General features: G+C 64.2%; 14 protein-coding genes. 10 read left to right on the top strand and 4 right to left on the bottom strand.

The genetic code is table 11. The annotated features are described in order from the left end of the window. Positions 1-4: 4 nt before the first annotated feature. On the bottom strand, positions 5-3838 hold the full coding sequence (locus KSS93_RS16380; protein ID WP_217885036.1) for a dermonecrotic toxin domain-containing protein: 3834 nt from the start codon (positions 3836-3838) through the stop codon (positions 5-7). 276 nt (positions 3839-4114) lie between these two features. On the opposite strand from KSS93_RS16380, the gene KSS93_RS16385 reads away from it, so the two are divergent. The 7 genes from KSS93_RS16385 (at position 4115) to KSS93_RS16415 (ending at position 11271) form a co-directional block, all read left to right on the top strand. Further along, the gene (locus tag KSS93_RS16385; RefSeq protein WP_217885037.1) at positions 4115-5269 is read left to right on the top strand and encodes a GNAT family N-acetyltransferase; all 1155 of its coding nucleotides are present in this window, start codon (positions 4115-4117) and stop codon (positions 5267-5269) included. Positions 5270-5297: 28 nt separating this feature from the next. Next, positions 5298-6416: a glycosyltransferase family 61 protein gene (locus KSS93_RS16390; RefSeq protein ID WP_217885038.1), complete on the top strand. Its 1119-nt coding sequence runs from the start codon at positions 5298-5300 to the stop codon at positions 6414-6416. A 366-nt stretch (positions 6417-6782) separates the two neighbouring features. Continuing rightward, a complete protein-coding gene (eppA, locus tag KSS93_RS16395) occupies positions 6783-6959 on the top strand; it encodes an EPS-associated small membrane protein EppA (protein ID WP_217843468.1) in 177 nt (58 codons plus the stop codon). Between the two features lie 219 nt (positions 6960-7178). Beyond that, a complete protein-coding gene (locus tag KSS93_RS16400; RefSeq protein WP_217885039.1) occupies positions 7179-7724 on the top strand; it encodes a polysaccharide biosynthesis/export family protein in 546 nt (181 codons plus the stop codon). 27 nt (positions 7725-7751) lie between these two features. Next, the gene (locus KSS93_RS16405) at positions 7752-8867 is read left to right on the top strand and encodes a hypothetical protein (RefSeq protein ID WP_217885040.1); all 1116 of its coding nucleotides are present in this window, start codon (positions 7752-7754) and stop codon (positions 8865-8867) included. Positions 8868-8887: 20 nt separating this feature from the next. Beyond that, positions 8888-10453, top strand: coding sequence for a GumC family protein (locus KSS93_RS16410; protein WP_217885041.1), 1566 nt, complete (start codon positions 8888-8890; stop codon positions 10451-10453). An 11-nt stretch (positions 10454-10464) separates the two neighbouring features. Next, complete coding sequence (locus KSS93_RS16415; protein WP_217885042.1) at positions 10465-11271, top strand: CpsD/CapB family tyrosine-protein kinase; 807 nt, start codon at positions 10465-10467, stop codon at positions 11269-11271. A gap of 77 nt (positions 11272-11348) precedes the next feature. On the opposite strand, the gene galE is transcribed toward KSS93_RS16415, so the two are convergent. The 3 genes from galE to KSS93_RS16430 form a co-directional block, all read right to left on the bottom strand. After that, positions 11349-12347: a UDP-glucose 4-epimerase GalE gene (gene galE / locus KSS93_RS16420; protein ID WP_217885043.1), complete on the bottom strand. Its 999-nt coding sequence runs from the start codon at positions 12345-12347 to the stop codon at positions 11349-11351. Between the two features lie 208 nt (positions 12348-12555). Further along, complete coding sequence (locus tag KSS93_RS16425) at positions 12556-15129, bottom strand: cellulase family glycosylhydrolase (RefSeq protein WP_217885044.1); 2574 nt, start codon at positions 15127-15129, stop codon at positions 12556-12558. Next, positions 15126-16661 (bottom strand): O-antigen ligase family protein, encoded by a 1536-nt coding sequence (locus KSS93_RS16430; RefSeq protein WP_217885045.1) that lies wholly within the window; start codon positions 16659-16661, stop codon positions 15126-15128. Before KSS93_RS16430 ends, KSS93_RS16425 begins: the two co-directional genes overlap by 4 nt. Before the next feature lie 199 nt (positions 16662-16860). Between KSS93_RS16430 and KSS93_RS16435 the strand changes: the two genes are divergently transcribed. From KSS93_RS16435 to KSS93_RS16445, 3 genes are read left to right on the top strand one after another with little or no spacing between them, the layout of a single operon-like run. Beyond that, entirely contained in the window at positions 16861-18237 is a 1377-nt protein-coding gene (locus KSS93_RS16435) for an oligosaccharide flippase family protein (RefSeq protein WP_217885046.1), read from the top strand. Between the two features lie 60 nt (positions 18238-18297). Further along, positions 18298-18510, top strand: a complete 213-nt coding sequence (locus KSS93_RS16440) for a hypothetical protein (RefSeq protein WP_225917200.1) — start codon at positions 18298-18300, stop codon at positions 18508-18510. Continuing rightward, the gene (locus tag KSS93_RS16445; protein WP_217885047.1) at positions 18507-19964 is read left to right on the top strand and encodes an FAD-dependent oxidoreductase; all 1458 of its coding nucleotides are present in this window, start codon (positions 18507-18509) and stop codon (positions 19962-19964) included. Before KSS93_RS16440 ends, KSS93_RS16445 begins: the two co-directional genes overlap by 4 nt. The last annotated feature ends 43 nt before the right edge of the window (positions 19965-20007 follow it).

A 20007-nucleotide genomic window follows, 5' to 3' on the forward strand; every position in this document is an offset into this window, starting at 1 on the left:
CGGTTTACATGGGCAGCTCCAGGAGGCGCCAGGCCGGTTGGCTGAGGGCGTAGTCGCGCATCAAAGGTTCGCTGTCGATGCGCGCCAGGCGGCGCCAGAACTCATTGAGCATGGCGGGTGGGTCTTGCATATAGCGGTCATTCACCAGCACTGTGCGCAGGCCTCGGCGGTAAGCCAGCGGCAGGCGCTGCCAGGCGGCCAGTTGTTGCTCGTGGGCGTTGTCCAGAAGTTCGTGGTAGTCATGCTCCGATACCAGCAGGTCGATGCCGTGTTGCTGGTAATAGCGCTCGATCTGTTGGTTGACCCGGGGTGTCAGCCAGTCGCTTTCCAGTTTCATCGCGCGGGCGACGTGCTCGGGCAGCTCGATGTCTTCAGGCAGCGCTTCGAACTGGTTATCAGACAGGTCCAGTACCTGCAGTTCGCCAAGTGCGGACAAACCTTCCGGCAGGCGTGTGAGGCTGGTGCCGTCCAGTTGCACGAACTGCAGGCCTGCCAGCCCGGCCAGGTCGGGCGCGTTGAGCAGCGGGTTCTCCGACAGGTCCAGATAACGCAGGTTGGCGGCCCGCTCCAGCTGCATCTGTGCTGTAGCGTCCCAGGTTATGCGGTTGTTCTGCAGGTCCAGTGTGCTCAGGCGCAAGGGCGCGGGCAGCGCCGGCAACGCCGCAAAGCGGCAGTCACGCAGATGCAGGCGGCGCAGGCGGCGAAAGCGCTTGATGAACTCAGGGTGTAGCCAGCTCAGCTGGATGTTCTGACTCAGCTCCAGCTCCTCGATATGCCGAAAGTCGTCCGGCAAGGCCAGGGTGGCCAGGTCGTGGTTGTCCAGCTCCAGGTCAGCCAGATCCAGCGACGGGACTCGCAGCTCATCACTGAGCTGATGGTACGAATCGCGGCGCCAGGCGCTGATGATACGGCTGACCGCACGTTGCCGGTGGGGCGCCTGTGCAGCCCAGTTGGCCAGATCGATGCGCAGTTGGCGCAGGCGGTCCTCCAGCCGGGTGAGTTCGATTTCAGCCGAGCGGGCTTGGCGCCGCCAACGCGACATGTTGGTGGCGAAGTCATCGTCACTGGCGCTGGGAAACAGCCGCTGGTAGCGTCCGCGCTGGCTGCTGCCCAGGGTGAACCGGGGATACACGCCGGTGGCGTCGCCGCCCCGCAGGCCGCCACCTTGCCAGCGTGCTGGGGGCGTTTGGCGCAGCAGGCGAGTCAACGCCGGGCGTTGGCTGCCGAGCAGCTCCAGCAGCCGCTGGCGCAAGCCATCGGCGCCTTTGGCCTGCCACCCCAACTGCCGGCGCTGTGCTGCCGGGAGGGATTCAAGTACGGCGCGGCACAGATCAAAGTCTTGACGCGCCGGGGCAGGGCGCTCGCCCAAGTGAGCTTCGTAACCTTCTGCCGCCTTGAGCACGACGCAGCGCTCGCCTGCCTCGGCAGCGCCGATCGCCTGCAGCAGCGGCCCTTGCGGGCTGGCAGCGCGCAGCTCCAGGCGCAAATCGGCAGGCCACCCGGTTAGCCGCTTGAGGCAGGCCCACAGCAGGCGCTCGCTGTCGGGGTTGGCCAGCTGCGGCATGCAAAGCCCCTCAATGGCACGGACCAGCGGCAGGTCGTTGGCGACCTGGCGTGCGGCGGTGTCCAACCAGGCGGGCAGTGGCTGTGCGGTGCTCAGCTGGCCTGCTTCGTCGGGGCTCAGGCGCGCTGCCAGGCGTCTGCACAGGGGGCGGCTCAGCGCCGGGTAGGCTTGTTGCAGGCGCTCGCCAATGGGGTCGGCAAGGCCCTCGGGGTCGTAATGCTGGTTGAACAAGGTGTCGTGGCTTTGCTCTGGCGACTGTTCAAGCTCGGCAAGGGTCAGGCGTTCGGCGTCCATGCGCGCCAGTGTGTCGGCCAGCAGCGCCGGAGTCGGTCGGCCTTGCAGATGAACCTGGCGCAGGGCGTCCTCGCCGATGCCGCACAAGCGCGCAGCCTGTTGCAACTGGTTGTCGTCGAAGTGCTCCAAGGCAGGGCCTAGCCTGCGCACCAAGGTAGCCAGCGGCCAGTGATGGGGGGCTTCGTGTTCGCCTCGCCAGGCGCCTTCGCCATTGTGTTCGAGCAACGGCTGGTAGGCGTCGGGGTCGCTTGGGTGCAGGATTTGCCAGCGTTTGCTGGCCGGGTCGAAGTGCTGCTCGTACAAATCGCCCTCGATACGGATGAAACAACGGCCCTGGTGCAGCAATTGCCCGGCAGAATTGGCGGCGAGCGTTTCAGGCAGCACCTGCGAGCTGCGGTAGGGCTCAAGGTCCGGGCGCCACAGGCGCCGGCTGCCGTCGGCCTTGGTCACGGGCTGCAACTGCTCCATCAGCGGGCTGCCGAGTACTTTTGGCAGTACCTTGCCTGCTGCATGCAGGCCACCGATCAGGGCCAGGTTCAGGCCCACGGCCTCAAGGTGGCCCAGCGCCGCATGGCGGTCGCCAACACTCCACGCCGCATAGCCTTCGTAGGCTTCGTCGAGCAACTGGCAGGCGGTGACCGCGAGCATCAGGCTGCCCACAGCCGGGATGAACAAACCAGCCACCATCAAGGCATCCAGGCCCAGGCTTTTCCATTCGGCCAGGCGCCGCTGGCGTGCCTGTTCATCGGCCTGGGCGGTGGGCACGGCCAGCAGCATGGCTTCTTGCTTGAGGCGCGCCACATGGCACTCGTGCAGGTGGGCAAACAGCTCGGCCGGGATGCGTTCGCGGGTCAGGCGCAAGTCGGCGTGCTCGGCGGCTTGCCAGGCTTGGTCGTCGGCGCTGTTGCCTTGTGCGTCGAGGTTTTGGTGCAGCAAGTCGAGCAGGCGCGCCCTTTGGTCGAGCGGCAGGTAACCGAGAAAGGCGCGGCGCCCTTGAGGCTCCAGCAACAGGGCCATCAAGGTGCTGTGAACTGCCTGAAAGTCCTCGCAGGCGTGCAGTGCGTGCTCATGGTCGGGGAGATAGAGCAGCAACCCGGCTTCACCGCTATCGATCAATACCAGTTCGTGCACGGTGAGCCCGAACAGCTGGAGTTGCCAGCAGGTAACGGCCTTGCCTGCCAACAGCGATTGCAATGCGTCATCGGCCGCGCCCGTGATGCCGTGACGCAGCCTGGCAAGGCTGGCAGCCAGGCGCAAGCGCCCACGGCGAACCTGGCTGGCCAGCTCGCTCAGTTGCTGACGGGCGTCGCCTTCGAACACCTCTTGCAGGTGAAGTTGGTAGCGCTGGCCCAGGTCCAGCGTGCGGCAGGTTTCGGCGAACTGCTCCGGGGTCAGCGGCAGCGGGGTCACCCGGTAGCTTTCGGAGGGCAAGCCGAAGGTGGCGGCAGGTACCTGGTAGCCGACAGGCGCACGGCCGGTGACGGTAATCGGCTGCACGTCGATGTCTTCAGCCCGCGCCACGGCGCTGTGGGTGGCAAAAGTTGCATCGTCACCGAAGTTCTGCAACGCAGCCTGCAACAGTGAATGCCGCTCGCTACGGTAGAGAAAGCAGGTGCCAAACCATGACCAGCTACGCTCGACGCGCAGCAGCTCCGCACCGCGTACCGGGGAGGATATGCCCAGGCCAGCCAGGGCCTGTTGCAACGGCGGCTCGCAGAATTCTGCGATTTGCTTCAGCCCTTTGAGGGCGCGGCCAAGTGCATGCTGGGCCTGCAGAAGGTTTGCCTGGTGCAGCAGCACGGCTTCGCGCAGCTCGGGCAGGGCGTTGGCGAACCAGTCCGCTTCGGCATCAGGCAGGCCTTGAGCGGGCATCAGGCCTTCGCCCAGGGTTTGCCAATGTTCCGGGGTGGCCTGGCCGGCCCAGGCTGGAAGTTGCTGTTCGAGCAGATGACGGTGCGGGTTTTCCTGGAATTGCTGCATGGTGTGAGTCCTTCGCTTGAGGGGCTTCAAGCAAAAGGCCTGACCAAGGGGCAGCGGTGTTAGATAGCTAGGGCACCGCACAATATCAGCGTCATGAAATCTTTGTCGGTGATATCACAAGGCCGCTTGCCAGCGCGTGCCACGCCATCTTTACTTGGTTTGGGTCGTGGCCCCGGCAGGGCGCCAGAGCGTGCAAGGCAATCGATGTGTTGAGTGATTCTAACGGGACTTCACCCGGCTTTTCGCAGCCCGATGACAAAGGATGTGGACAAAGACATGAAAGCACTGCTCAGCGCAGCTGGTCGCACCTTCATTTCCCCCTCGACGCGTTACCAACTGCGCACTGCTGCCAATGGCCTGCGCGACCTGCTCGGCCGAGCCTGCCTGTGGCGCTGGGAGGTGGCCCGCTTCAGGCTGCAGCAGGAAAGCCCCTACGAGATTCTCTACATCGGCCGCAAGCAGCAGCGGGCCATGGCCAAGTTGCTGATCGGCGGCAAGGACCGCCAGGGCCAACCGGAATTTGCCGTCGACGACACCCCCGCCACGCAGCGCCAGGTGGTGGTGATCAGCGAAGTGCCTACCGCCGGAGCCCTGTCGGTACCCCATTACCTGAGCGCGGTGGTGCCGCTGGGCCGCCCGCTGGAAGACATCACCGCGCGCTACGACAGCGAGCTGCGCCGCAGCATCCGCAAGCACCGGCCGCTGTACCAGATGCGCCAGACCCTGGATGACGCCGAGATCGCGATGGCCGACCGCGACCTGCTGCGCCCCTACGCCACCGCGCGCCAGGGTATCCATGCGGCGCAGTTCCCCAGCGATGACGTGTACCGCCTGGCCAAGGGCGCCGGGCGGCTCGATCTGATCACCTGCAACGGCGAGGTGGTGGCCTGCCACCTGGGTTGCGAGATCACCCGCAGCGGCAAGCGCTACTGGAGCACCCTGCGCTTCGGCTATTGCGAGGCAGTGTTCTCGGACGCGAAAAAGCTGCGCGAGGTCAACTCCATCACCACCTTCATGGCGCTGGAATGGGCCTTGGAAAATGGCTACGACTACTACGATATCGGCCTGTGCCTGGCCCGCCCGGACGACGGCTTGCTTAAGTGGAAACGCCGGCGCGGCGGCGACATTGACGGGCTGAACAACCATGCCTACCTGTTCGTGCGCTTGCCCAAGGCCGGCAGGGCTGGTTTTTTGTGGGACACACCGCTGTTTGCCGTGGAGGGTAACAAGTTGACCCTGCACCTGGGCGTGCCGGACGGGGCCAGCGATGAAGAGCTCGCCAGCCGCTACCAGGAAATGGTGTTCGGCGGCCTGCACAAGATCTACCTGTACGGCAGCCAGCGCTGTGGCGAGCAGTTTCTTGAAACCCTGCGCAGCCGTTATGCAGGTTTTGCCTCGCCGCCGACCATGGAGCGGGTGCTGTCGAACTGAACACCGAAGGCCCGGGGGAGGGCGTTGCATGGGAACCGATTTCTCAAGGCCGGGTACCGTACCGACGGCGCGCCGGCACAGCTGGTCGCTGGCCGCTTACCTGCACATGGCCAGAAAGCGCCTGGGCGGGCAGGCGGATATAGACATCAAGCAGGCTGCCGACAAGGCCTGGGATATCGCCCCGGGTGAGGTCACCGTGTCGCCACCGGCCGTTTTCCTGCCAGGGCAGCTGGAGCGGATAACCGGCTGGGAGGGCAAGCGCTTCTATCCCTATGTGCACCCTGGGCCGACCATGCAGGGCGGTATCCGCATGGAGCAGGGGCCGACCCGGGCTTACCTGGTTCGCAATGCCTGGTTGATCGACGGCGCGCTGTACAAGGGCAATGCCAGCCATTGGCTGTCGCTCAAGCCCCAGCGTTTCCCGCCGGTGAGGATAGAAAGCGAGATCGAGCGCGGCGCGATCTACTGCACGCAGAACGGCAACGCCTGGTTCGGCACCTGGCTGATGGAGGACTGCCCGACCTACGCCCTGGCCTGTGACGAAGGGGTTCCGGTCACCACCGCGCCTTCGGCCAGGTACCCGCTGTTCACCCAGGGCCCGGCCTATGAAGACTGGCTAGGCATGCACCCGCTGCGCTTGCGCACGGCGTTTTTTCACGAGCTGGTGCTGTTCGACGACATGAGCAACAACCGCAACCGCTACCAGCGCTACCGTGACATGGGCGACAAGCTGCTGGCCCACGTCGAGCACGCGCCGCACCCGGGGGTGTTCATTCTGCGCGGCAGTGATGGCGACTTGCGCCTGCTGCGCAACGAGCTGGAAATTGCCGAGCACCTGCGGGTGACCCGCGGCTTTCGGGTCATCAATCCGATGAAGCTCGATGTCCCGGCGATCGTCGCTGCCTGCGCAGGCGCCCGGGTGGTCATGGGCGTGGAGGGCAGCCAGTTGGTGCACGGAGTCAACGTACTGCAGCCAGGGGGCGCGGTGTTCGCCTTGCAGCCGCCGAATCGTTTCGTCAGCTACTACAAGTACCTGGCCGACCGTGACGAACAGCAGTTCGCGTTTGTAGTTGGCACCCCTGAGGGGGAGGGTTTTACCATTGATATCAATGAGGTAGAGCGCACGCTCGACTTGTTGGCGCAATAACGTCATTTTCCGCTGTGGTGAACAGAGCGATACGCATAACATTTCTCATTTCTGAAACACCCGCCAACGCTGCGGGTGTTTTTTTGATTGCGCTAAATAACCCGGCATAAACTGAATTTTTTCCAGAAATTCACGTATTTTTCATGCAGATTCTGCGCGCTGGGCACAAGTATAGGTGGCACTTTGCCATGCAGAATTTTGCTGACGGTATTTTGACTGCATTGGGCGGATACCATTGAATTTTATTATGGTGTCGGATCGTTGACGTAGTGTCACTCTGCCCATAAGCTCAAATCACCAGCCACGCAGTGCCGCGCTGAAACCCTTCCAGACCACGTTGTTCATCCTCTAGACCAGGAGGGCATCATGCGCTCGACACTTTTTATCAAGTCGATCTTCCTGTTGGTGCTCATGAGCGGCGCGGCCCGTGCTGCCGACTCCTATATCAGCCAGAACAACGTCATTCCGCTGGCCACCGCCGGTTGGTTGTTCGGTTTTGCGGTGATCGGTTTCGTGGCGGTAGCCAACCGCACCAAAGTGTAAAGGCAGCGGCTTTTCAAGGCCCTTGCCGGCTTGTCAATTCTGCAACCATTGCTATATTCCAGTTGCCAGCGGCCAGTGTATTGCCAGCCCCCTGGTGACGGGCCTCGAGGATGATCGGGGCTGTCGCGGCACCACTTAAGTGGCCGCGGCCGGAGCGAGAAGTCTTGTGCTGTTCTCATCAGTGCTCTTTTTGTATGCCGACCTGGCAGGAGGGACCCCATGGTGCGTTCAATGTTCGCCCTGCTGTGCGTGCTGATGGCGTGGTCCACTGTCGGTAGTGCCAGCGATTCCAATACCCCCTATCTGCTCAGCCCCGGTGACAAGGTGCTGGTTTCGGTGTGGCAGGAAGACACCCTGCGCCAGGAAACCACCGTGCTACCGGACGGCAGCATCACCTTCCCCCTGGCGGGCCGCATCGATGTGGCCGGCCTCGACGTCACGGCGGTTGCCAAGAAGATCACCACCGGGCTCAAGCCTTACCTGGCCGACCCCAACGTCAGCGTCGTGGTCACCGGCACCGCCGGCAACCTTGTGTACGTGCAGGGCAAAGTGGTCAAGCCAGGCCCGGTACCGATGGCTGGCCCCACCGCAGTGCTGCAGGCCTTGAGCATGTCGGGTGGGCTGGACAAGTTCGCCGATGAGGGCGGCATCAAGGTTTTGCGCGGCAATGACGTCAAACAGGTGCATTACAAGGACCTGGTGTCTGGCCGTGACATGTCCACCAATTACCAACTCCAGGCGGGCGATACGCTGATCGTGCCTTGAACCCGCCTTCTTTATTAAGACCGTACAGTGCCTATTCTTCGAACAACACGTATTGCAACGGCCGTCCTGATGTTGCCGTTCCCGGGGTTGGCTCTGGCCGCCCATTGGCAGTCTTCGGTGGTGGTACCCACTACCGTGGAATACGACAGCAACCCGCTGTTGCTGACCTCAGACGAAAAGGGTGTCATGCGCACACTCATCGAGCCCACCTACAACCTGGTCGGTACCTTCGACCGCGATCAGCTCACCTTGGGGCTGGGGGTGCACGTGCTGCATTCATCCGACACCTCGGTGCAGAAGAACCGCGAAGACCCCGACCTGAACCTGGGCTGGCGGCGCGACACCGAAACGGGCCACTTCGGCTTGCGTGCGCAGTACATCGAAAGCTCGACCCTGTCGGGCACGGTGCTGGATACCGGTGTGGTGACCACCGACGGCACGCAGAAGATGTCGATCTTGTCCGGCGACTTCAGCCATGCCCTGAGTGCGCGCACCACCTTCGACAACGAAACCCGGTACTCCCACGCCACCTACGACATCGCCACGCTGACCGGTTATGACGAGATGGCCAACATCTCCACCCTGACCTACGCCTGGAACGAGCGTACCGATGTGTTCGGCGGCTTGCGCATTCGCCGCTACGAGCCGGACCAGAGCGACACGGCGATAGCCTCGAACAGCTACACCCCGAGCGTGGGCGTCAAATACCAGATCACTGACAGCCTCACCGGCCGGGCGCATATCGGCGTCAACCAGGTTTCGGGCTCTGAAGGTGGTCGGCGCGGTGAGGGCGGGGTGCTGTTCGACTACCGTGGCACCCGCACCGACGCCAGCCTGAGCGCCGAGCGCACCACCGTGGCCAGCGCCGAAGGCGGCTTCGCCCAGCTCGACCTGGTGCACGGCATGTGGAGCTATGCGGTCAGTGAGCTGACCCGCGTGGGGCTGGATGCGCAGTGGCAGGACAGCAAGGGGCAGACCCCCAACACCCTGCAGACCTACAGCGCCTGGGCCAGCCGCGAGTTTTCGCCGTACTGGGACCTGCGCCTGTCGTTGATGTACAAGGAGCGCCAGCAGAGCGGCGCACCGGATGCGGCTGCAACCATCGTTGGCTTGACCTTGACCTATAAGTACCCCGACCTCTGACCTTCAGCCTGGTGACCGCCATGAAGTCTGAATACGAGCTCTCTCTCAAGGATTACATCGCGATCATCAAGGACCGGGCCCTGCTGTTGGGGGGGGTCATTGCGGTCGTTCTGGCAGGGACGGTGGCGGTGGCAGTCAGTGTGCCGCCGGTGTATCAGGCCATGGGTACCATCCTGGTGGAGTCGCAGCAGATTTCACCGGAGCTGGTGGGTACCAACAACCCCAGCGTGGCTGATGAGCGCATCGAGGTGATCCGCCAGCGGGTCATGACCCGGGACAACCTGCTGCGCATCATCGACAAGTACCAGCTGTTCACCGACAGCTCACGCCAGCTCAGCGAAGCAGACAAGGTCGACCTGATGCGCAACACCATCGGCGTCAATACCCTGAGCACCTTCGTCAAGGGGCGTGGCGATACCACGGTGGCCTTCACCGTCTCTTTCGACCACAAAAAACCGGAAGTGGCCAAGCAGGTGGCCGACGAGCTGGTCACGCTGTTTCTCAACGAGAACATGAAGCAGCGCACCGAGCGCGCCACCGAAACCACCGAATTCCTCACCCAGGAGGCCGACAAGTTAGGGGCCGAGCTGGCTGTGCAGGAAAACCAGCTGGCCGACTACAAGCAGGCCAACGCCAATTCGCTGCCCGAAAACCAGACCCTGCGCATGAACCAGCTGTCGCGCACGGAGCTGGAGTTCCGTGAGGTCGACCGCGACTACAAGAACGCCCAGGAAGAGCTGCGTTACCTGCAACTGGAGCTTTCGGCCGCCAATGCCGGCCTTGCCACACGCCCCGATGGCAGCCGCCCGACCGCCGCCGACCAGCCCCAGGACCTGGGCAGCCTCAAGGCCGAATACGCACGGCTTTTGACCCGCTACACCGAAGCGCACCCGGATGTAGTGGCGATCAAGCGCAAGATCCAGGCCCTGCAGGCCGGCGGCGCAGGCTCAGGCAGCGCAGCCGGGGTCAACCTCGATGTGGCCCGGGCGCAGGCCAAAATTGCCGCGGCCCAAGCCAATATCGCCTCGCTGGCCCAGCAAAAACGCGACCTGTCGCAGAAGATGGAAGCCACCGAAGCCGAAATCCTCGCAGCGCCCCAAGTCGAACGTGGCCTGGTTACCCTGATGCGTGACCACGACAACGCCCGCAAAAAGTATGAAGAGATCCGCGCCAAGGAAATGAGCGCCAAGATCAGCGAAAGCCTCGAGCAGGAAAACAAGGCCGACCGCTTTGTGCTGCTCGAGCCGCCACGCCTGCCGGAAAAACCGGTCAAGCCCAACCGCAAGAAAATCGTCGCCCTGGGCCTGGTGCTGGCCCCAGCCGCCGGTGGTGCGCTGGTGATGCTGCTGGAGATGCTCAACCAGCGCGTGCGTGGCGCCGGCGCCCTGGAGAGCGTGCTGGGCAAACGGGTGCTGGTGTCGGTGCCGTTCATCGCCACCCAGGCGGAGCTCGCCAGGCGCCGGCAATGGCGGGTGGGGCTGATCATTGCAGGCGTGCTGGGGGTGGGGGTGATGCTGCTGCTCATCCACCTGTTCTACATGCCGCTGGATCTTCTGCTATTTAGAACTATGGCTCGGTTTGAATAGGGAATGCAGTGATGGACAGGACTACGCCGGCAGTTGGCAAGAACATTCATCAGGTTTCACCCAGCAGCGGGGACACCCCGCAAACGCCGGCGCTGCTGGAGCAGCCTGGCGCCCTGGGCCAGTTCGACTATGTGCAGACCCAGGTGGTGCCGCTGAACGCCGAGCACCTGGAGCGCCAACGCATCGTCGCCTACAACAAGAACTCCAACATGAACTGGGCCTTCGACCTGCTGCGCACCCAGGTGCTGCAGATGATGGAGGAGAACGGCTGGCGCACCTTGGCGATCACCTCGCCCACGCCCGAGGCAGGCAAGACGGTGCTGGCGACCAACCTGGCCATGAGTATCGCCCATCACACCAACAAGACCGCGTTGCTGGTGGACTTCGACCTGCGCAGGCCACGGGTGGGCAAGGCGCTGGGGCTGCCAATGGGCAAGGCGCTGAACGAGTTGCTCGATGGCTCGGCGCAGCTTGGCGAGGTACTGGTCAACCCGACGTTGCCGCGCTTTGTGGTGTTGCCGACCCGTGAGCCGATCCCGCTGTCTACCGAGGTCTTGTCGTCGACCAGGGTCAGCAACTTGATCAGCGAGTTGCGTGACCGGTACGAGTCGCGCATCTGCATCTTCGATCTGCCGCCGCTGTTGAGTTCGGACGACGCGATCACCGTGTTGCCCAAGTTTGATTGCGTGTTGTTGGTAGTGGCCAATGGCAGCAACAGCAAGAAGGATATCGAGGATTGCTCGTATCACCTGGGGCAGTCGAATTTGCTGGGGACAGTGCTGAACAAGGCTGAGGTGGAGCCCAGGACTTATTATTGATTTTTGGGTTTTTTGGTGGTGTGAGGGTTTACAGGTGTTCGCCCCAGCCCTGAGGCGAACACCTTGAAATCGGCGATCTAAGACCCCAACACCCGCCCCAGCCCCTCAACCTCCCGCCCACAAAGCGTCAACTCCCACTGCCAGGCATGCCCGACAATCTCCTCCAAAGCCGCATACCGAGGCGCCCACCCCAGCACCTCCCGGGCCTTGCCGGCATCGGCCACCAGGCTCGGCGGGTCACCGGCCCGGCGTGGTGCCTCGCGCACCTCGATCAACCGCCCAGTCACCCGGCAAGCTGCATCGATCACCTGCTGCACCGAAAACCCCAATCCGTTGCCCAGGTTGAACACAGCGCTGTCACCCCCGCGCACCAAATAGTCCACCGCCAGGGCATGGGCCGAAGCCAGGTCGCACACATGCACGTAGTCACGAATACAGGTGCCATCGTCCGTGGCGTAGTCCCTGCCAAACACCGTGATGGCCGCCCGGCGGCCGCTCGCGGCTTGCAGAATCAGCGGGATCAGGTGGGTTTCCGGTTCGTGGCATTCGCCCAATTGCCCGCCAGGGTCTGCCCCGGCTGCATTGAAGTATCGCAGGCACACCGATTTCAGGCTGTACGCCCGGTCGTAATCCTGCAGAACCTGCTCGACCATCCACTTGCTGCGCCCGTAAGGGTTGATGGGGGCCTTGGGGTGGGCCTCGTCGATCGGGGTGTAGTGCGGGTCGCCATACACCGCGGCAGTAGAGGAGAACACCAGACGGCGAACACCGGCACGGAGCATGGCCTGCAGCAGGGTCAGGGTGGACGCGACATTGTTCTGATAGTAGCGCGCCGGGTCGCTGACCGATTCGCCCACCTGAATGAACGAGGCAAAATGGAACACCGCGTCAAAACGGTGCCGGGCAAACAGCGCATCCAGCTTGTGCCCGTCGGCGATATCCAGCTCGGCCCAGTGAATGCCGGGGAGGAGGGCGGGGGCAGTGTCGACCACTACCACTTCATGGCCGCTATCGTGCAAGTGCTTGACCATGTGCGAGCCGATATAGCCCGCACCACCGACGACCAGAAACTTCATCCCGTCCTCCTGGAATCCGTTGCCTAGGTAATCCTGCTGGACCGCATTGCAGCCCTTCGCGGGTAAACCCGCCCCCACAGTGGGCACTTGCAGCAGCCACTGCGCAACCCTGTAGGAGTGGGCTTGCCCCGCGATGGGCCGCACGCGGCCCCGATTGGCACAGCTGATGGCACCAGGCCGTCAGGCAGCTTTCTCAGACTCTAGATGGCTATTCGAGGAACAGCCAATTGGCCATCATGCTGGCGTCGAAGTTGACCCGGTAATAGCCATCGCTGTAGCTGGCAGGCAGCACCTGGGGCTGCCCGGCCCGGTCGCGGCGGGTCAGTTTCAGCCCCGGCGGCGCCTTGATGGCGAGGCTGCCCACGAACGGCTCGACATTGAACGGAATCTTGTCGTCAGCCTTGGGCACTGCCCGGGTACCCAGCGAAACGAGCATGCGCCGCGCCTGGCCCAACGGCTTGCCGTCGATGCTCTGTACCACCACGCTGGCATAAGGCGTACCGGCCTGCACCTCAACCGCCCCCAGGCTGATCGACTGGCCGCCAAGCCAGCCGGTCGCCGCCTGGGTCAGCGGCGTGTCGATGGTGTACAGCCCCTGGCGCCAGTTGCGCCGCAGTTCACCGGTATCGCTGCTGGCCTCGCTGGCATCAGCGGGCAGCAGCGACTGGTCGGGGTCAATTAGTACCTGGGCGCCTTTGGCCGGTACGCCTGGCTTGAGCCAGGGCAGTTGCGGCGTTGACGGCATTGCGATCTGCAGCCGGCCCTTGGCCAGGGCCGTGCGCAACAGCACGGAGCTTGCCGGGGTGATGGGCCGCTCGAACAGCATTTGCGCGGTCGGCGCGAACACATAGCGGGTAGTTGCCTCGCGCACATCGGCGCGCCGGTACAGCAGCGCCGCAGCAGGCAGGGTGGCGAGCATCGCCGGGTCGTTGTAGGCATGCCAGTTGTCCGCCGTGCTCCAGCCATTGAACGCCTGCTGGCTGTAGGCGTACTGCATGATCGCCGCCCAGCCCTGGTGGCCGGCGGTGGCGGCCACGTACAACGGCAGCGAATGGCGGTCGGGGGTGGGGAAGGGCTCGGCGTTCCACTCGGTGACGGTCGTCGGCAGGCCGACCACTTGCGCGGCGCCCAGCCAGTCCACCAGGCTGTCGCTGGTCAGCGGGTTGCGCTGCAGCTGGCCGGTGCCGCCATAGGCGTGGGCATCCACCACATCGCCGCTGGTCAAAGCCGGCAGCGCGCTCAGGCCATTGCCGCCCCAACTGCTGGTGGTGGCAATCGGCACCTTCACCCCCAGCTTGCGCAGGTGTTCGATCATGGCAACGTCGAAACGCTGCTCCAGGTCGTTCAGGAACAGCTTCGACGGGCCGTGCTCCCAGGCCCGCCAGGTGCGGTCGGCAGGCAGGTCATGGGCCTTGGCGAAGGCCTTGGCCTGTTCCATGTACCAGCTGCTGTGGCGGGGCACGTTCTTGTCCCCCAGCAGTGCGTTGCCGAAGTGCTGGGTCAGGTCGTTCTCGTTGGTCAGCAAAATGGCCGCCACCGCCGGGTCGTCCTTGTAGGCCAGCCCGGTGTAGGGGTTCACATGGGTCAGGTATTGCTCGGCAAAGCGCTGCATGGCCTGCTGGATGCTCGGGTTGACGTAGGCGTAGCCCTTGAGGCTCATGGCCCGGTCGCCACGGGCTACCTCGTCGAAGCCGTCGATACGGTCGGCAGCGGTCAGCGGGCGCTCCACGTGCAGGTCGAGCCACACGTAGATACCCTCGTCCTTGAGGCTCTTGATCCACAGGTCGATCTTGCGCTGCGACTCGGCGTCAATGCTTTGGGTGTTCTGCAAGCGGCTGATGTCGCCGAAAATGTTCGGGCTGACCCAAGGCGAGTCGTGGTGGTGCAGGCGCACCAGGTTGAAACCCAGCGCCGAGAGCCGCCGGGCCTGCTCCCTGATGGCCTCGTCCGGGCTTTTGAACAGCGCATAGGCGGTGACGTTGGTGCCCCAGAAGCGCACCGGGGTACCGTCGGCAAACTGCAGTTGTTCACCCACAGCCTTGACGAAACCGCGCTTGCCGGCCGGTTTTTCTGCGGCATTTAGAAACGACAGGTCCACCGGTGAGGTGCGCCAGTCCAGCTGGTCGTCCGGCCAAGTGGCTGGGTCTGCCAGGCCAAAGCGCTCGGTGACCGTCGGCGCCAGGGCGATGTCGCCGCTCAGGGTGAGGGTGGCCTTGACCTGCTGGTGGCCGGCCACGATCGGGTCCTGGTAGAAGAACCCGCGCACCTCGCGAATGTCCCCCGGCTCGAAGTACACCCTGGCCAAAGGCGGCTCGAAGCGCATCTCGATACGCCGGCCCTGCTTGCCCCAGGCCCAGCCGCGGTTGCCCGGCAGCAGCTCGGGGTCGCCCATTGGGCCGGCCACCAGCGCCGGAGCGAACTGAAAGCGCAGACCGCCACCTTTGACCCCCGACTGGCGGCTGTGGGCATCAAGGTCGAAAACCCAGCTCAGGCTGTGCGCGTCGGGCCGCTCGATGGTGGCCTTGAGATCGAAGTCCAGGTCCTTGTTCTTGCCGGTGAGGCTATAGCGCCACGGGCCCTCGACCTTGAACGCCGAGTAGAAGCCGGTCCAGCGCCAATCCTGCGCCCAGAAGTCGAACTTGGCGGTCATCGCCGGCCCGCCGCCCTGGGTCACGCTCGGCAGGCCGGTGGTTTCGTCCACCGACACTGCCCACTCAGATGCCTGGGCCAGGGGGGCCAGCAGGGCCAGCAGCAACCAGGCGCGCCGTGCGAATGCAGTCATGACGTGCGCCTCGGTTGCAGGCCGGGGTTGGCCAGGGCTTCGGGCTCGGCCTGGCGCAGCAGGCGCACGCGCTGGATATAAGCCACCCCCAGGCCGCCAACCGACCAGTAGACGATGGGGATCACCGTGATGCTGCTGACGGTGAAGATGATCACCAAAATGCCCAGCAAGGTCGCCAGCAGCGCACGGCCCAGCAGGCGCTCCTCGTGGTCCTTGTCGGGGAAGGCGCGCATGGCCTTGCGGATGCCCAGCAGCACGCTGGCAAAAAACGCCACGAACAACGCCAGCCCCACCAGGCCGACACGCAGTGCCAGGCTGATGTAGGTGTTGACGATGTCGATGATACCGTCGCCCTGGATCATCGACTGCATCTCGGGGGTGTTACGGAAATCGAACGAGCCGAACAACGGGTTGCGCTGGATGACGATCATCGAGTTGTCGATCAGCCGTTCGCGGTAGGTGATGTTCTCGTTTTCGATGGTGCCGATGAACGGCAGCAGGTTCAGCACCTTCTCGCCCCCTGGCACCACGCTCAGCAGCGGCAGCGCCAGCACCCCGGCCAGGGCCAGCAGCACCAGGCGCTTGGCTGCGTTGCGGCCGGTGGCGATGAAGGTTGCGATGATCACCCCGGCGCCGACCCACGGGCCGCGCGACAGCGGCGCGAACAGCCCGGCGCCCAGCAGCAGCGCGCCAAGCAAACGTTGCAGGCGGCTGCGCACGTAGCCCTGCAGGAACAGGTACATGCCAATGGCCACGGCAATCACGAAGCCCAGGGCGATGGCCTGCCCGGTGGTGGCGCTGGCCCGTAGCGAGCCGCCGCGGGACAGGTAGCCGGTCATGCTCCACTGCACGCCCATGGCGTCCATCAGCGCGTTGTACAGCAGCCAATGGCGCAGGGTTTCTGCCACGGCAATGGCCGACAGCAAAAAGGCCGCCAGCACGAAGGCCAGCAGCGCGTCCTTGAAATCGCCGAGTTCGCGCAGGCCGCGGCTGGCCACGTAGTAGGGCAGGTACACATCGACGTACAGGTAGAACGCCTGGCGCAGGGTGTCGGTGAGGGTGGTCTCGCGCAGGTACAGCACGCTCATCAGCACGATGCCGGCGGCCAGCAGGCGGTCCGGCCAGGTGCGCCCGAAGCGCAGGGTGCCAGGGCGCCGGCCTAGGGCCAGCGAGGCCGGCAACAGCACGCACAGGGCCAGCAGGCGGATGTGGTTGAGGTCGAGCACGTAGTTGATCACGCCAAAGCCTGGGATCTGCACCGACGCCGGGGGGATGACGAACAGCAGCATGTAGAACAGCGCCAAAGCGTTGCGCTCGCGTTTGCCCGCCATGCTCAACAGCACGGCCCCGGCAGCCGCGTAGACCCAGTAGCTGAACGAGAAGAACGCCAGCAGGGTAAGGGCCAGCCACAGGTTGCGCCGGCGCTTGAAGTCGCGCTCGGGGATCAGGTCGGCGGCCGCCCGCCGGGCCAGCATAAATACAACGCAGGCCAGGAACAGGATGACGACGAGTGCTCGCAGGTGTTCGGGCATGGGCTGTAGGCACCTTTGTGGTGGAACCGAAGTTCGGTTCGCGATCCTTCGCGGGCAAGCCCGCTGGTATGGGCAAATCACAAACCTATCGAGCTGACACGCTCCCACAGGGCGTGAGGCACTCCCTTCAACGGCCACTAGCATCATGGCTGATTGAAACTATAGTGACTTCTAGCCATTTCAATCAGAGATCCAGCCCATGCCGTCGATTGATGTGCAAGCAGCAGGAAGCCTGCGTCGGCGCGCGATAGGAGCGGGGGCCTGGAACCTGCTGTCGCTGTTGGCCTCACAGGGCATGCGCCTGGGCGGCAACCTGGTCATGGCGCGGCTGCTGGTGCCGGAGATGTTCGGCATCATGGTCATTGCCACCACCGTCTCGGTGCTGCTGCACCTGCTGTCTGACGTGGGCTTGCGGCAGAACATCGTGCAGAGCCCGCGCGGCGACGACCCCACCTTCCTCAATACCGCCTGGACCGTGCAGATCATTCGCGGTTTCAGCCTGTTCGGCATGACCTTGCTGCTGGCCCTGGCCGCGTGGTTGGCGCAACTGGCCCAGCTGTGGCCGGCCGACTCCACCTACGCCGACCCGCAACTGCCGCTGGTGCTGGCTGTGACCGGCCTCTCGGCGATCATCTACGGCCTGCAGTCGACCAAGCTGGACATCGCCGTACGCGCCTTGCAGCAAAAACGTGTGGTACTGGTGGACCTGGCTTCGCAGCTGGTCGGCCTGGTGGTGATGCTGGTGCTCGGCTATTTCACCCGCTCCATCTGGTCGCTGGTGATCGCCGGCCTTGCCGGGGCACTGACCGGTACGCTGCTCGGCCACCTGGCCATGCCAGGGCCGGCGAACCGCTTGCAGTGGGACCAGACGGCGCTGGCTGAACTGGTGCACTTCGGCCGCTGGATCCTGCTGTCGTCGATGGTCGGGGTGCTGGCCATGTACGGCGACCGCATGTGGTTCGGTGGCAGCATGACCGCGGCGCAGCTTGGGGTGTATTCCATCGCCGTGTTGATTCTGGGCTCGATCCAGACCGGGCTTTTGAAGGTGGTAGGTTCGGTGGCTCTGCCGGCCTTCAGCGAGGCGACCCGCGACGGTGACCCTGAGCGGCTGAAGAAGCTGTACTTGCGGTTCCGCCTGCTGGTGGATCTGGCCATGCTGTTTGCCTGCGGCGGTTTCCTCACCGCCAGCCCCTTGCTCATCGGCTGGATGTACGACGAGCGCTACGCCGGGGCAGGCACTATGCTGGCTATCCTGTCGCTGTCGTTTTTCACCTTGCGCTACACCCTGGCGCACCAGGTATGGATCGCCCTGGGGCATACCAAGTACCAAGCCATGGACAACATCATCCGCCTGGTGACGCTGTGGGCCGGGCTGCCGCTGCTGCTGGCCCTGGGCGGCACGCAATGGGCGATCTGGGGTGTGGCGCTGCATTCATTCCCGACCCTTGTGCTGATCGTGTACGTGAACTGCAAGCTGGGCATGTTCAGCCTCAAACGTGAACTGATCGTGCTGCCGGCGCTGGGCGTCGGGGCACTGTGCGGGGTATTGCTGACCGACTTCTTCAACTGGCTGTGATTGCAACGGTGGGGGCACGGCAGGCGCGGTACAGCGCTGCCGGGAGAAACGATCATTGGCATGGGGCTTGGGAAGATGGAGAAGCTGCAGTTCTGTTCCGGGCTGTCGGGCCGCAGGCTGTTCCTGCGCAACGCCGTGCTGCTGGGGGCCGGTGCTTGTGTGTTTGGCGCAGCGCCTGGCGTGCTGGCAAAGCCGCCTGCGGCCAAGGGCGGTTTCGTGGTGATCAATGGCTGGGTGCTGCCGTCCGGGTACTTTCGGGACGGCCAGCCATGATCAAGGATTACCAGACCCAAAAGGCCCTGCGCGGGCCCTATGATTTTTGCATCCTCGGCGCCGGCCCCGCCGGCATCACCCTGGCCCTGCGCCTGGCCAGGGCCGGGTGGCGGGTACTGCTGGCCGAAGGTGGCGGGCGCGAATACTCAGAGCGCTCGCAAGGGTTCTACCACTGCACCTCCAGCGGCCTTGAGATGTACGCCGGGGAGACTCGCCTGCGCTTCTTGGGTGGCACCTCCAACCACTGGGCCGGGCGTTGCCGGCCGTTCGATCCCTCGGACTTCGCGGCCGGCCCGCCGGTCGGCCTGCCAGGCTGGCCGATTGGCTATGGCGAAATCGAGCGCTACTTGCCCGAGGCCATGGCCATCGTCGATTTGCCCCAGGGCGCCGACTTCAAGGCCATGAATGCGGGCCTGGGCGGCGGCGACTTCGACGCCGACCGCTTCCTGCTCAGCCCGCCAACGCGTTTTGCCCAAAAATACGCCCAGGCCCTGGAAGATACCCCCGGGCTGGACGTATTCCTCAACTGCAACTGCGTCGACCTGGAATTCGACAAGGCCACAGGTAGCGTGGCCGCAGTGGTGGTGTCCGACTACGACCTGCACCGCGAACGGGTGCAGGCACGCCACTTCATCCTCGCCATGGGCGCCCTGGAAAATGCCCGGCAGTTGCTCAACAGCCAGTCGCTGCGCGAGGCCGGGGTGGTCACGGCCGACGGAATGGTCGGGCGTTGCTTCATGGACCACATGAACGTCGAGATGGGCACCTTCATTCTGAACAGCGGGCAGGGCACCGATACCCGCCAGTACTACACCACCGACGCCTTTGTCGCCGAATACCGGGCCGGCAAGGGCAATGTCTCGGCCTCGGTACTGGCGGACATCCAGACCTACGGCCGCACTGCCGAGGTCAAGCGCTTTCTCGAGAACCTGGCCTGCGACACCGGTGTAGCCAGCAAGATCAAGTTCATCGCCGACTTCAGCTGCCCAGGCGACGGCGTGCTCGGCACCATGATCGAGCAGTTCCCCAACCTGCAGAGCCGCCTGACCCTGCACCAGGACAAGGACGCTCTGGGGGTTGCCCGGGCGAACATGCACTGGGCGCTGAGCGATGCCGACCGCCACACCATCAAGTGCATCGGCAGCGAGCTGGCCAAGCAGTTCGCCGAGGCCGACATGGGCTTCGTCAAACTCAACGAATTCGTCTACGACACCACGCAACCGCTGAAAATCCAGCCCCACGCCCATCACATGGGCACCACGCGCATGGCCGAAACGCCGGCGCACGGGGTGGTGGACAGCGACTGCAAGGTGTTCGGCACCGGCAACCTGCACGTTGCCGGCAGCGGCATCTTCGCCACCGGCGGCGCCGCCAACCCGACCATGCCGCTGCTGCAGTTCGCGCTGCGCCTGGCCGACCACCTCAACCAGCAAATGAAGGCTACGACCGTCTGAAAGGGCCATGTGATGCAAACAGGGATTGAGTGCGACGCGGTCA

This window comes from Pseudomonas xanthosomatis (assembly GCF_019139835.1).
GTDB lineage: Bacteria > Pseudomonadota > Gammaproteobacteria > Pseudomonadales > Pseudomonadaceae > Aquipseudomonas > Aquipseudomonas fakonensis.

What these genes read in the sequence shown, in the direction of transcription:
- KSS93_RS16380 (WP_217885036.1), bottom strand. Translation starts at nt 3,838, where the DNA reads ATGCAGCAATTCCAGGAAAACCCGCACCGTCATCTGCTCGAACAGCAA.
- KSS93_RS16385 (WP_217885037.1), top strand. Translation starts at nt 4,115, where the DNA reads ATGAAAGCACTGCTCAGCGCAGCTGGTCGCACCTTCATTTCCCCCTCG.
- KSS93_RS16390 (WP_217885038.1), top strand. Translation starts at nt 5,298, where the DNA reads ATGGGAACCGATTTCTCAAGGCCGGGTACCGTACCGACGGCGCGCCGG.
- eppA (WP_217843468.1), top strand. Translation starts at nt 6,783, where the DNA reads ATGCGCTCGACACTTTTTATCAAGTCGATCTTCCTGTTGGTGCTCATG.
- KSS93_RS16400 (WP_217885039.1), top strand. Translation starts at nt 7,179, where the DNA reads ATGGTGCGTTCAATGTTCGCCCTGCTGTGCGTGCTGATGGCGTGGTCC.
- KSS93_RS16410 (WP_217885041.1), top strand. Translation starts at nt 8,888, where the DNA reads ATGAAGTCTGAATACGAGCTCTCTCTCAAGGATTACATCGCGATCATC.
- KSS93_RS16415 (WP_217885042.1), top strand. Translation starts at nt 10,465, where the DNA reads ATGGACAGGACTACGCCGGCAGTTGGCAAGAACATTCATCAGGTTTCA.
- galE (WP_217885043.1), bottom strand. Translation starts at nt 12,347, where the DNA reads ATGAAGTTTCTGGTCGTCGGTGGTGCGGGCTATATCGGCTCGCACATG.
- KSS93_RS16425 (WP_217885044.1), bottom strand. Translation starts at nt 15,129, where the DNA reads ATGACTGCATTCGCACGGCGCGCCTGGTTGCTGCTGGCCCTGCTGGCC.
- KSS93_RS16430 (WP_217885045.1), bottom strand. Translation starts at nt 16,661, where the DNA reads ATGCCCGAACACCTGCGAGCACTCGTCGTCATCCTGTTCCTGGCCTGC.
- KSS93_RS16435 (WP_217885046.1), top strand. Translation starts at nt 16,861, where the DNA reads ATGCCGTCGATTGATGTGCAAGCAGCAGGAAGCCTGCGTCGGCGCGCG.
- KSS93_RS16440 (WP_225917200.1), top strand. Translation starts at nt 18,298, where the DNA reads ATGGGGCTTGGGAAGATGGAGAAGCTGCAGTTCTGTTCCGGGCTGTCG.
- KSS93_RS16445 (WP_217885047.1), top strand. Translation starts at nt 18,507, where the DNA reads ATGATCAAGGATTACCAGACCCAAAAGGCCCTGCGCGGGCCCTATGAT.